Source organism: Mycobacterium sp. E3339, from assembly GCF_001666915.1.
Lineage (GTDB): Bacteria > Actinomycetota > Actinomycetes > Mycobacteriales > Mycobacteriaceae > Mycobacterium.
In genome coordinates, this window is the sequence record NZ_LZIZ01000030.1 from 14,609 (window position 1) to 26,804 (window position 12,196).

Annotated in this window: 11 protein-coding genes and 2 tRNA genes; 5 read left to right on the forward strand and 8 right to left on the reverse strand. The window is 67.2% G+C overall.

From position 1 onward, the window contains the following. Positions 1-10 precede the first annotated feature (10 nt). The gene (locus A5702_RS02245) at positions 11-1,030 is read right to left on the reverse strand and encodes an NAD(P)H-dependent glycerol-3-phosphate dehydrogenase (protein WP_068217890.1); all 1,020 of its coding nucleotides are present in this window, start codon (positions 1,028-1,030) and stop codon (positions 11-13) included. Between the two features lie 102 nt (positions 1,031-1,132). On the opposite strand from A5702_RS02245, the gene cofC reads away from it, so the two are divergent. The 3 genes from cofC to A5702_RS02260 all read left to right on the forward strand — a co-directional run bounded on the left by cofC (position 1,133) and on the right by A5702_RS02260 (position 5,061). Then, positions 1,133-1,786, forward strand: a complete 654-nt coding sequence (gene cofC / locus A5702_RS02250; protein ID WP_067822752.1) for a 2-phospho-L-lactate guanylyltransferase — start codon at positions 1,133-1,135, stop codon at positions 1,784-1,786. Between the two features lie 79 nt (positions 1,787-1,865). Further along, a complete protein-coding gene (locus A5702_RS02255; protein ID WP_055403309.1) occupies positions 1,866-4,055 on the forward strand; it encodes an RNA degradosome polyphosphate kinase in 2,190 nt (729 codons plus the stop codon). Positions 4,056-4,131: 76 nt separating this feature from the next. Beyond that, positions 4,132-5,061 (forward strand): NUDIX hydrolase, encoded by a 930-nt coding sequence (locus tag A5702_RS02260; RefSeq protein ID WP_067822754.1) that lies wholly within the window; start codon positions 4,132-4,134, stop codon positions 5,059-5,061. Positions 5,062-5,126: 65 nt separating this feature from the next. Here the strand turns inward: A5702_RS02260 and A5702_RS02265 are convergent, their stop codons facing one another. From A5702_RS02265 to leuC, 3 genes are all read right to left on the reverse strand, one after another. Then, the gene (locus A5702_RS02265) at positions 5,127-5,762 is read right to left on the reverse strand and encodes an HU family DNA-binding protein (protein WP_055403311.1); all 636 of its coding nucleotides are present in this window, start codon (positions 5,760-5,762) and stop codon (positions 5,127-5,129) included. A 211-nt stretch (positions 5,763-5,973) separates the two neighbouring features. Continuing rightward, entirely contained in the window at positions 5,974-6,570 is a 597-nt protein-coding gene (gene leuD / locus A5702_RS02270; RefSeq protein WP_055403312.1) for a 3-isopropylmalate dehydratase small subunit, read from the reverse strand. 25 nt (positions 6,571-6,595) lie between these two features. Continuing rightward, complete coding sequence (gene leuC, locus A5702_RS02275) at positions 6,596-8,023, reverse strand: 3-isopropylmalate dehydratase large subunit (protein ID WP_055403313.1); 1,428 nt, start codon at positions 8,021-8,023, stop codon at positions 6,596-6,598. An 86-nt stretch (positions 8,024-8,109) separates the two neighbouring features. Between leuC and A5702_RS02280 the strand changes: the two genes are divergently transcribed. Then, positions 8,110-8,811 carry an IclR family transcriptional regulator gene (locus A5702_RS02280; protein ID WP_068217893.1) on the forward strand — a complete coding sequence of 234 codons (702 nt, stop codon included), beginning with the start codon at positions 8,110-8,112 and terminating at the stop codon, positions 8,809-8,811. A gap of 155 nt (positions 8,812-8,966) precedes the next feature. After that, on the forward strand, positions 8,967-9,479 hold the full coding sequence (locus tag A5702_RS02285) for a pyridoxamine 5'-phosphate oxidase family protein (RefSeq protein ID WP_055403315.1): 513 nt from the start codon (positions 8,967-8,969) through the stop codon (positions 9,477-9,479). A gap of 5 nt (positions 9,480-9,484) precedes the next feature. Here the strand turns inward: A5702_RS02285 and A5702_RS02290 are convergent. The 4 genes from A5702_RS02290 to A5702_RS02305 all read right to left on the reverse strand — a co-directional run bounded on the left by A5702_RS02290 (position 9,485) and on the right by A5702_RS02305 (position 12,125). Further along, a tRNA-Glu gene (locus A5702_RS02290) sits at positions 9,485-9,557 on the reverse strand. A gap of 85 nt (positions 9,558-9,642) precedes the next feature. Beyond that, positions 9,643-9,714 (reverse strand) — tRNA-Gln (locus A5702_RS02295). A gap of 147 nt (positions 9,715-9,861) precedes the next feature. After that, positions 9,862-11,331: a glutamate--tRNA ligase gene (gltX, locus tag A5702_RS02300; RefSeq protein ID WP_082955917.1), complete on the reverse strand. Its 1,470-nt coding sequence runs from the start codon at positions 11,329-11,331 to the stop codon at positions 9,862-9,864. After that, positions 11,328-12,125 carry a fumarylacetoacetate hydrolase family protein gene (locus A5702_RS02305; RefSeq protein ID WP_067903300.1) on the reverse strand — a complete coding sequence of 266 codons (798 nt, stop codon included), beginning with the start codon at positions 12,123-12,125 and terminating at the stop codon, positions 11,328-11,330. Before A5702_RS02305 ends, gltX begins: the two co-directional genes overlap by 4 nt. Positions 12,126-12,196: the final 71 nt, after the last annotated feature.

Below are 12,196 nucleotides of genomic sequence, written 5' to 3' on the forward strand. Positions count from 1 at the left end.
CGGTCGACGATCACTCGGGCTTGGTCCTGCGGCCCAGCAGCAGGGCCATCGCCTCGTCCACCGACAGCCCCTTGTGGCAGACCCGGTGCACGGCGTCGGTGAGCGGCATCTCCACGTCGTAACTCGACGCGAGCGCCAGCACCGATTCACACGACGTCACGCCCTCGACGACGTGGCCACCGCCCGCCTGCATCGCCGACTCCATCGTCCCGCCGCGGCCCAGGCGTTCGCCGAAGGACCGGTTGCGCGACTGCGGCGACGTGCACGTCGCCACCAGGTCGCCCACCCCGGCCAGGCCGGCCAGCGTCGCGCCCTTGGCGCCGAGCGCGATCCCCAACCGGATGATCTCGGCCAGACCCCGGGTGATGATCGCGGCCGCGGTGTTTTCGCCGAGCCCGACGCCTGCCGCCATGCCGCACGCGAGCGCGATGACGTTCTTGCAGGCGCCGCCGATCTCGGTGCCGACGACATCACTATTGGTATAGGGGCGGAAGTAGCCGGTGTTCAGCATGCGCTGCAGCGCGACGGCGCGGCCGGAATCGCTGCACGCGACGACCGTGGCGGCGGGCTGGCATTCGGCGATCTCGCTGGCCAGGTTCGGTCCCGAGATCACCGCGACCTGCGCCGGGTCCACCCCCGTCACCGACACGATGACCTGACTCATACGCATCAGGGTGCCCAGCTCGATGCCCTTGGCCAGGCTGACCAGGGTGGCACCGTCGGGCACCAGCGGCGCCCACCCCTCCAGGTTGGCGCGCATCGTTTGAGCGGGCACCGCCAGCAGCACGGTCGAGGCGCCGTCGAGCGCTTCGGCCGCGTCGGTGGTGGCGCGAATGCCGGCCGGCAGCGCCGTGCCGGGCAGATAGTCGGGGTTGGATCGGGTGGCGTTGATGCGGTCCGCCACATCAGAGCGACGGGCCCACAGCGTGACCTCCGCGTCCGGTTCCGCGGCCTCGACGAGCACCTTGGCCAGCGCCGTGCCCCACGCGCCGGCACCCATGACCGCGACGGCGCCGTTCGAGCCGGTCATCAACCACCCCCGTCTTTTTCTCCAGCGTGTTGCAGCCGCTACACCCTAGATCAGCGGACGTCACGCGAGCCAGCGCGTCCGTCGCTGGCAGGATGAGATGTCATGAGCGGCATACGAGCCGACGACGCGGGTAAAGACGTCGCCCTGATTGTCGCCGTCAAGCGGTTGGCCGCGGCCAAGACGAGGCTGGCCCCGGTTTTCTCGGCGCGCACCCGGGAGAGCGTGGTGCTCGCCATGTTGATCGACACCCTCACGGCCGCGACCCGCGTTGATGCGTTGGGTTCCATCACGGTCGTCACCCCCGACGAGGCCGCGGCCGCGGCGGCCACCGAGCTGGGGGCCGAGGTGCTGGCCGACCCGACGCCCGAGGGGCACGGCGACCCGCTGAACAACGCCATCGCCACCGCGGAGCGGGCGGTGGGTGGGTTCTTCCCGAATATCGTTGTGCTGCAAGGCGATTTGCCCGCGCTGCAGACACAGGAGCTGGCCGAGGCGATCGCCGCGGCGCGGCAGCACCGGCGCAGCTTCGTCGCCGACCGGCTGGCGACCGGAACCGCCGCCCTGTTCGCCTTTGGCGCCCAGCTCGATCCGCAGTTCGGCGCCGATTCGGCGGCGCGGCATCGGCGTTCGGGTGCGATCGAACTGACCGGCGCGTGGCCGGGCCTGCGCTGCGACGTCGACACTCCCGACGACCTCGCCGCCGCGCGCCGGCTGGGGGTCGGTGCCGCGACCGCCCGGGCGCTGGTGCAGCAGTGAACCTGGCGGTACCTGTCGTCGGGGTGAACGTCGTGCCAACGGGGAATGGATGTCCAACGAGCGCTAGCAGCATCGGCGCGTGATGAGCAATGATCGCAGGGTGACTGAAACCGAAGCCGAGGCGCGCCCCGACGAGAATCTGTGGCATCCGGACTCGGCCGTGGCGGCACCGCCCGCCGCGACGCCGTCCGCCATCACCGACCTGCCGGAGGACCGCTACCTCAACCGGGAACTGAGCTGGCTGGACTTCAACGCCCGCGTGCTGGCGCTGGCCGCCGACAATTCGTTGGCCCTGCTGGAACGAGCCAAGTTCCTGGCCATCTTCGCCTCCAACCTCGACGAGTTCTACATGGTCCGCGTCGCCGGGCTCAAGCGCCGCGACGAGATGGGGCTGTCGGTTCGCTCGGCCGACGGCCTGACGCCGCGCGAGCAACTGGCCCTCATCGGCGAGCAGACCCAACGCATCGCGACCCGGCACGCGCGGGTGTTCCTCGATTCGGTGCGCCCGGCTCTCGCCGAGGAAGGCATACATATAGTCACGTGGGCCGATTTGGATCAGGGCGAGCGCGACGAACTGTCGACCTATTTCCACGATCAGGTCTTCCCCGTGCTGACTCCCCTCGCCGTCGACCCCGCCCACCCCTTCCCCTTCGTCAGTGGCCTGAGCCTGAACCTGGCGGTGATGGTGCGCCAACCCGAGGACGGCGGCCAGCACTTCGCACGAGTGAAGGTGCCCAACAACGTGGATCGCTTCGTCGAATTGGGCGCCCGCGGCCATACGGACGAGGCCGAGGGGTCCGGGATAATCCGCTACCTGCCAATGGAAGAGCTGATCGCGGCCTTCCTGCCGGTGCTGTTCCCGGGCATGGAGATCGTTCAGCATCACGCTTTCCGCATTACCCGCAACGCGGACTACGAGGTCGAAGAGGACCGCGACGAAGACCTGTTGCAAGCGCTGGAACGGGAATTGGCGCGCAGGCGATTCGGGTCCCCGGTGCGACTCGAGGTCGCCGACGACATGACCGAGAGCATGCTGGAATTGCTGCTGCGCGAACTCGACGTGAATCCGGGCGACGTCATCGAGGTGCCGGGCCTGCTGGACCTGTCGTCATTGTGGCAGGTCTACAGCGTCGACCGGCCGGCGCTCAAAGACCCGGCTTTCGTCCCCGCCACCAGCCCCGCATTCGTCGATCGCGAGACGCCCAGAAGCATCTTCGCGACGCTGCGCGAAGGCGATGTGCTGCTTCATCATCCGTACGAATCGTTCTCCACGAGCGTGCAGCGATTCATCGAGCAGGCCGCGGCCGATCCGAATGTGCTGGCGATCAAGCAGACGCTGTACCGCACATCCGGCGATTCGCCGATCGTTCGGGCGCTCATCGCCGCCGCCGAGGCGGGCAAGCAGGTGGTGGCGCTCGTGGAGATCAAGGCGCGCTTCGACGAGCAGGCCAACATCCGCTGGGCGCGAACGCTGGAGCAGGCGGGCGTCCATGTCGTCTACGGCTACGTCGGGCTCAAGACGCACTGCAAGACCTGCCTGGTGGTGCGCCGTGAGGGCTCGGCGATCCGCCGTTATTGCCATATCGGAACCGGCAATTACAACGGCAAGACGGCGCGACTGTACGAGGACGTCGGGCTCTTGACGGCGTCGCCCGAGATCGGCGCGGACCTGACCGACCTGTTCAATTCGCTGACGGGCTACTCGCGCAAGGTCTCCTATCGCAATCTTCTGGTGGCCCCGCACGGAATTCGCACCGGCATCATCGAACGCGTCGAGCGCGAGATCGCCGCCCACCGCGAACACGGCAACGGGCGGATCCGCCTGAAGATGAACGCCCTCGTCGACGAGCAGGTCATCGACGCGCTCTATCGCGCGTCGATGGCCGACGTGCGGGTGGAGGTGGTGGTGCGCGGCATCTGCGCGCTGCGCCCCGGCGCCGACGAATTCTCCGAGAACATCGCGGTCCGTTCGATCCTCGGCCGCTTCCTGGAGCATTCGCGCATCATGCATTTCAATCGCATCAACGAGTTCTGGATCGGCAGCGCCGACATGATGCACCGCAACCTCGACCGGCGCGTCGAGGCGTTGGTTCAGGTCAAGGACCCGCGGCTGACCTCATACCTGGACGACCTGTTCGAGTCCGCGCTGGATCCGTCCACCCGCTGCTGGGAGCTCGGGCCCGACGGGCAGTGGATCGCGTCGCCGCAGGAGGGCCACACCGTGCGCGATCACCAAGTGTCGTTGATGGAGCGGCACCGCAGTCCGTAACCCCCTGTGTGGTGATTTACGGTTGTTCCCCGGCCGCACCGCGCGGCCCCGACCGAATTGACCTGCAGGAGTTGATTTGCCGACCAAGAGCTCGCGTTCGGGAAGCCGGATCGTGCACGCCGCCGGAGCGGTGCTGTGGCGACCGACCGATTCGGCCAACCCCGGCCTCGAGATCGCGGTGATCCACCGCCCCCGCTATGACGACTGGTCGCTGCCGAAGGGAAAGGTGGACCCCGGCGAGACGGCGCCCGTCGCCGCGGTGCGGGAAGTGTGCGAGGAGACGGGGCAGCACGCCATCCTGGGCAGGCGGCTCGACATGGTGAGCTACCCGATCGAGGCGGGCGTCAAAAAGGTGTACTACTGGGCGGCGCGCAGCACCGGCGGTGAGTTCACCCCCGGCAACGAGGTCGACGAATTGGTGTGGGTCCCGATAACCGACGCGCTGAAAATGCTCAGCTATTCCCACGATCGAAAGATGTTGCGTCACTTCACGAAACATCCCGCCGACACGCACACCGTGGTGGTGGTGCGGCACGGCACGGCCGGCCGGAAATCCCGCTTCAAGGGCGACGACACCCAGCGACCGCTGGACAAACGGGGACGCGCCCAGGCGGAGGCGCTGGTTCCGCAGCTGCTGGCCTTCGGCGCCACCGACGTGTACGCGGCGGACCGGTTGCGCTGCCACCAGACGGTGGAACCGCTGGCCGAGGAGTTGGGCGTGACCGTGCGCAACGAGCCGACCCTCACCGAGGAGTCCTACGCCAAAAGCCCCAAACGCGCCCGGCGTCGGATCCTCGACATCGCCGGGCAGCAAGGCACACCGGTCATTTGCACACAGGGCAAGGTGATCCCCGACTTGATCGCGTGGTGGTGCGAGCGGGACGGTGTGCGTCCGGACAAGTCACGCAATCACAAGGGCAGCACCTGGGTGCTGTCGCTGTCAGGCGGCAAGCTGGTGGCGGCCGACCACATCGGCGGCGCGCTGGCCGCCAACGTGCGGGCGTAACACGCGAATACCCTTCGGGTGCATCGCTGCGACCCGAAGGGTATTCGCGTTTGATCTACTGCCGCCTAGCGGCGACCGCGACGCGCGGTGGCCTTCTTGGCCGGAGCCTTCTTTGCGGCGGTCTTCTTGGCCGGAGCCTTGGTTGCGGCCTTCTTGGCCGGAGCCTTGCGGGCCGGAGCCTTCTTGGCGACGGCCTTCTTCGCCGGAGCCTTCTTGGCGACGGTCTTCTTGGCCGGAGCCTTCTTGGCGACGGTCTTCTTGGCCGGAGCCTTCTTGGCGGGAGCCTTCTTCGCCGCGGCCTTCTTAGCCGGGGCCTTCTTCGCCGCGGCCTTCTTGGCGGGGGCCTTCTTGGCAGCGGTCTTCTTGGCCGCGCCGCTTGAAACTACACCACGCTTCACTGCAGGTCCTTCCGACGGGAGACGCTGTGCGCCAGAGACAACCGCTTTAAATTGAGCACCGGGACGGAACGCCGGGACGGAGGTCGGCTTCACCTTCACCGTCTCGCCCGTACGCGGGTTGCGGGCCACCCGCGCCGCGCGGCGCCGTTGCTCGAAAACACCGAACCCGGTAATGGTCACGCTGTCGCCCTTGTGCACCGCGCGCACAATGGTGTCGACGACGTTCTCGACGGCAGCGGTCGCCTGCCGTCGGTCGGTGTTCAATTTCTGTGTGAGCACATCAATGAGCTCTGCCTTATTCATCCAATCCCTCCGACGCTAGTGGTCCTCGATTTGAACCGACTAGTGCACACGGTAAACCCTCACCCAGCAAATTTCCAAGAGCCACGCGCAATTTCAGGGTCGGGCATTGCGAAGTTTTCGCAATCCGGTTGCCGCCCTTGACCGGTGGCGGAGTTGGAAATCGGCCCCGTTAGTTAGGTGGGCGAGAAAAAATTCCGGCCTTCTCGACCGTTCAGGGAGCGGGCAGAGTGCGCGGTTTCCACTGCGGGTACGCGGCTTCGTATGACTCGATTTTGTCGAGTTTCCGCAGCGTAAGGGCTATATCGTCGAGCCCTTCCAACAGTCGCCAGGCGGTGTGGTCGTCAATCTTGAACGGCAGCACCGTCGTTCCCGCGGTGATATTTCGATCTTGAAGATTGGCAGTGATTTCCAGTCCCGGGCTCTGCTCGATCAGCTTCCAAAGTAGTTCCACGCCGTCTTGGGAAACTTCGGCGGCCAACAGGCCCGCCTTGCCGGCGTTGCCCCGGAAGATGTCACCGAATCGAGACGAGATGACCACCCGGAAGCCGTAGTCCATCAGCGCCCACACCGCGTGCTCGCGCGACGACCCGGTCCCGAAATCGGGTCCGGCGACGAGGACCGACCCCCGGTCAAAGGGGCTGAGGTTAAGCACGAATGAGGGATCCGAGCGCCAGCTCGCGAACAAACCGTCCTCGAAACCGGTTCGGGTGACGCGCTTCAAATACACCGCCGGAATGATCTGATCGGTGTCGACATTGGACCGCCGCAACGGCACACCGATGCCGGTGTGGGTGGTGAATGCTTCCATGCTGATGCCTTCTTACTCGATTGGGTCAGTTCAAATCGGCCGGGGCGGACAGGGTGCCGCGAACTGCTGTCGCGGCGGCAACGGCCGGAGACACCAAATGCGTGCGGCCGCCTTTCCCCTGGCGCCCTTCGAAGTTGCGGTTGGACGTCGCCGCGCACCGCTCCCCCGGCGCCAGCTGATCCGGATTCATCCCCAGGCACATCGAGCAACCGGCCTGTCGCCATTCGGCGCCCGCTGCGGTGAAAACCTCACCCAGCCCTTCGGCTTCGGCCTGGGCGCGCACCCGCATGGAGCCGGGCACCACGAGCATCCGCACCCCCGGGGCCAGCTTGCGGCCGCGCAGCACATCCGCGACGACCCGCAGATCTTCGATACGACCGTTGGTACAAGAGCCGACGAACACCGTGTCGACCGCGATATCGCGCATCGGAGTACCCGGTCGAAGGTCCATGTAGGCCAACGCTTTCTCGGCGGCCTGCCGCTCGGCGTCGCCGGTCATCAGCTCCGGGTCGGGCACGGCCGCGGCCAGCGGCACGCCCTGCCCCGGGTTCGTTCCCCACGTCACGAACGGGCTCAACGATGTCGCGTCGAGATGGACCTCGGTGTCGAAGACGGCACCGGGGTCGGTGTGCAGCTCCCGCCAATAGCGCATCGCCGCGTCCCACTGCGCGCCCTGCGGCGCGTGCGGCTTGTCGCGCAGGAATTCGAAGGTGGTGGCGTCCGGTGCCACCATGCCCGCACGGGCGCCGGCCTCGATGCTCATGTTGCAGATCGTCATCCGGCCTTCCATCGACAGCGATTCGATGGCGCTGCCGCGGTATTCGATCACGTGCCCCTGCCCGCCGCCGGTGCCGATCTTGGCGATCAACGCGAGGATGATGTCCTTGGCCGTCACACCGGCGGGCAATTCCCCGTCGACGTTGACCGCCATCGTCTTGAACGGCCGCAGCGGCAACGTCTGGGTCGCCAGCACGTGCTCGACCTCCGAGGTGCCGATGCCCATCGCCAGCGCGCCGAAGGCGCCGTGCGTCGAGGTGTGACTATCCCCACAGACCACCGTCATTCCCGGTTGGGTGAGGCCCAGCTGCGGCCCGACGACATGCACGATGCCCTGCTCGATATCGCCCATCGGATAAAGGCGGACGCCGAATTCGGCGCAGTTGCGGCGCAACGTCTCGACCTGGGTGCGCGACACCGGATCGGCGATCGGCCTGTCGATGTCGACGGTCGGCACGTTGTGGTCCTCGGTGGCCAGTGTCAGGTCGGGGCGCCGCACTCCCCGGCCGGCCAGGCGCAGCCCGTCGAAAGCCTGCGGGCTGGTGACCTCGTGCACCAGATGCAAATCGATGTAGATGAGGTCGGGCGCCCCTCCTTGTTCGGCGGCGCTCCCCTTGTCCACAACGTGGTCGTCCCACACCTTTTCGGCCAGGGTGCGCGGCTTGCCGGATCCCATCGCGAATTCGCCTCGATTCCCTCAAGCGCGGCTCGCCGATCGACCTTGGGCTGTGATCTCAGAATGCGAGACGCTAGTATCTTCTTGTGAGACAGCATAGCGGCATCGGCGTCCTCGACAAAGCCGTGGGTCTACTGCACACGATCGCCCAATCCCCCTGCGGGTTGGCCGAACTGTGCGAACGCACCGGGCTGCCCCGGGCCACGGCGTATCGGCTGGCCGCCGCGCTCGAAGTCCATCGCCTGCTGGCCCGCGACGACGAAGGGCGGTGGCGGCTCGGGCCGGCCGTCAGCGAGCTCGCCGCTCACGTCAACGATCCGCTGCTGGCCGCCAGCGCCGGGGTGCTTCCACTGTTGCGCGAGACCACCGGGGAGAGCGTGCAGCTCTACCGCCGGGAGGGCACGGCCCGGGTGTGTGTGGCGGCCCTGGAACCCGCTGCGGGCCTTCGCGATACGGTCCCGGTCGGGGCGCGGTTGCCGATGACGGCGGGCTCGGGCGCCAAGGTGCTGCTGGCCCACAGCGACGCGGCGACCCAGAAGGCGGTGCTCCCGACGGCCAAGTTCACCGAGCGCACGCTGGCCGAGGTGCGGCGACGCGGCTGGGCGCAAAGCGTGGCCGAGCGGGAGCCCGGAGTCGCGAGCGTCTCGGTTCCCGTGCGCGACAGCCGCGGTGTCGTCGTCGCGGCCATCTCGGTGTCGGGACCGGTCGACCGGATCGGCCGTCGGCCCGGCGCACGCTGGGCCGCCGATCTGTTGTCGGCCGCCGAGGCGCTGACCCGGCGGCTGTAGGGCCGTCGAGTCGAGTGTGCATCGATGGCGTCGCGGGTGTAACTACGGCGGCGAAATCGCCAAAATCCCGCCGCACCCGCACACTCGATGCCATCGGCGCACACTCAACGCCACCGGTGCACACGCGACGAACGTGTCCTGACAGACTGACCGCCATGGGAACGAATCAGCGCGCGAGCATCGTCATGTCCTCGGACGAAATCGCGGACTTCGTCGACAAGAGCCGCACCGGGACGCTGGCCACCATCGGCCCCGACGGTCAGCCGCATCTGACCGCGATGTGGTACGCCGTCGTCGACGGCGAAATCTGGCTGGAGACCAAGGCCAAGTCGCAGAAGGCGGTCAACCTCAACCGGGATCCGCGGGTGAGCTTCCTGATCGAGGACGGGCACACCTATGACACTTTGCGCGGGGTGTCGTTCGAGGGCGTCGCGGAGATCGTCGACGATCCGGACGTCGCGCACCGGGTCGGGGTCAGCGTCTGGGAGCGCTACACCGGCCCCTACACGGACGACATGTTGCCCTTCGTGGAGCAGATGATGAACAAGCGCGTCTGCGTGCGCATCGTGGCCCGGCGCGCCCGCTCGTGGGACCACCGCAAACTTGGGTTGCCGGCCATGCCGGTGGGCGGCTCCACGGCACCGGCCGTGTTAGGAACCGGTCAATAATTTTGTAGCCCCGATGGGATTCGAACCCACGCTACCGCCGTGAGAGGGCGGCGTCCTAGGCCGCTAGACGACGGGGCCAAGAAACGATCCAGAGACGATCCGGAGTGCCAGCATAGCTCACACCCTAAAAGCCCACCTAATCGCTTGAGGTGGCGCGATTTTGCTGGGGTACCAGGACTCGAACCTAGAATGGCTGAACCAGAATCAGCTGTGTTGCCAATTACACCATACCCCATTGGCTGCCTAAAACCGCTGGTCAGCGGCCATCCTGAGCCTTCTCACCCTGCTCGGTAGACCGCCGCTGCCCGCCGTTGTCGGCCTTTGTAAACCGCAGTGCAGACTACCAAACACTCGGCACACAATCCGCACGCGAGGTCGTCGCCTACCCGCCGACCGTTTCGCGCGCGGCGCGTAGCCGCAGCAGGCTGCGGTCGCGGCCGAGCAGCTCCAGCGATTCGAACAACGGCGGGCTGATCGTCGTACCCGTGGCGGCGACCCTGATCGGGCCAAAGGCCTTGCGCGGTTTGAGGCCCAGGCCGTCGATGAGCGCGGCCTTGAGGGCGGACTCGATGTCGGCGGTGGTCCAGTCCGCCACGCCGTCCAGCGCGGTCAGCGCCGCGTCCAGCACCGCGGCCGCGTCCGCACCGAGTTCCTTGGCGGCGGCCTTGGGGTCGATCTCGTATTCGTCGTCGTTGAGGAACTTCAGCAGCTCCCACGCGTCGGCGAGCACGACGATGCGCGTCTGCACCAGGTCCGCGGCCGTGGCGAACGCCGCGTCATCCAATCCGAGGCGGTGGCCGTGCGCCTCGAAGTAGGCACGCAACCGACCGGCGAAGTCCGCCGGCTCGAGCATCCGGATGTGCTCGCCGTTGAGCGCGTCGGCCTTCTTCTGGTCGAACCGCGCGGGATTGGAATTGACGTTCACGACGTCGAAGGCGGCCACCATCTCGTCGAGACTGAACACGTCGTGGTCGTCGGCGATGGCCCAGCCGAGCAGCGCGAGGTAATTGAGCAGCCCCTCGGGGATGAAGCCGCGATCGCGGTGGGCGAACAGGTTCGACTGCGGGTCGCGCTTGGAGAGTTTCTTGGTTCCCTCCCCCAATACCGTTGGCAGGTGGGCGAACTCCGGGATGCGCTCGGCGACGCCGATCCGGATCAGCGACTGGTACAGCGCGAGCTGCCGCGGAGTCGACGGCAGCAGGTCCTCGCCCCGCAGCACGTGGGTGATTTTCATCAGCGCGTCGTCGCACGGATTGACCAAGGTGTACAACGGATCTCCGTTGGCGCGGGTCAACGCGAAGTCCGGCACGGAGCCCGCGGCGAAGTTGGTGGGCCCGCGCACGAGGTCGTTCCAGCCGAGGTCTTCGTCGGGCATCCGCAGCCGCACCACCGGTTTGCGGCCCTCCGCGAGGAACGCGGCGCGCTGCGCGTCGGTCAGCTGCCGGTCGAAGTTGTCGTAACCCAGTTTCGGGTTGCGGCCCGCCGCGATGTGGCGCGCCTCAACCTCTTCCGGGGTCGAGAACGCGTAGTAGGCCTCGCCCGCCTCGAGCAGCTTGGCCACCACGTCGCGGTAGATCTCTTTGCGCAGCGACTGACGGTACGGGCCGTAGGGCCCGCCGACCTCCGGGCCCTCGTCCCAGTCCAGGCCGAGCCAACGCAGCGCGTCGAGCAGCGCCAGATAGCTTTCCTCGCTGTCACGTTCGGCGTCGGTGTCTTCGATGCGAAAGACGAAGGTGCCGCCGGTGTGCCGGGCATAGGCCCAGTTGAACAGCGCGGTGCGGACCATCCCGACGTGCGGGGTGCCCGTGGGCGACGGGCAGAACCTGACGCGGACTTTCGTTTCGTCGGTCACGACTTTCCCTTACGGACCACGGGATTGGACAGCGTGCCGATCCCCTCGATGGTGATGGCGACGGTGTCGCCGTCCTCGATCGGACCGACGCCGGCGGGCGTTCCGGTCAGGATCAGATCGCCCGGCAGCAGCGTCATCACGGCCGAGATCCATTCGACGATCGCGCCGATGTCGTGGATCATCAGCGAGGTCCGGCTGTGTTGCTTGACCTCGCCGTTGACCTCGGTTCGGATTTCGAGGTCCGCGGGATCGACATCGGTGACGATCCACGGCCCGACCGGGCAGAAGGTGTCGTGCCCCTTCGCCCGGGTCCACTGTCCGTCGGCCTTCTGTTGGTCGCGGGCCGACACGTCGTTGCCGATGGTGTAGCCGAGGATGCTGTCGGCGGCCTCGGCGGCCGAGACGTCCTTGCAGGGCCTGCCGATGACGGCCGCCAACTCCCCCTCGAAGTGCACCGGTGATGCGTTGGCCGGCAACCGAATCGGCACGTTCGGGCCGATGATGGCCGTGTTGGGCTTGAGGAAGATGATGGGGTCCGGTGCCGCCGGGCCGGTCAGCTCGGTCATCTCCGCGATGTGATCGGTGTAGTTCTTGCCGATGCAGACCACCTTGCTCGCCAATATCGGGGCCAGCAGCCGCACATCGGCAAGCGGCCACGACCGGCCGGTGAAGTTCGGCGTGCCAAACGGATGCTCGGCGATCTCTCGGGCGACCATTGCGGCGGGATCGGCGAGTTCGCCCTCGATGCTGACGAAGGCGACACCGTCGGGGCTGGCGATTCGACCAAGGCGCATTTCGTTGAGCCTAGTGACGGCCGCGAGCGCGGCGTTGGGGGCACCTCCCGCTTGCGGGGGACCGGGCGCGG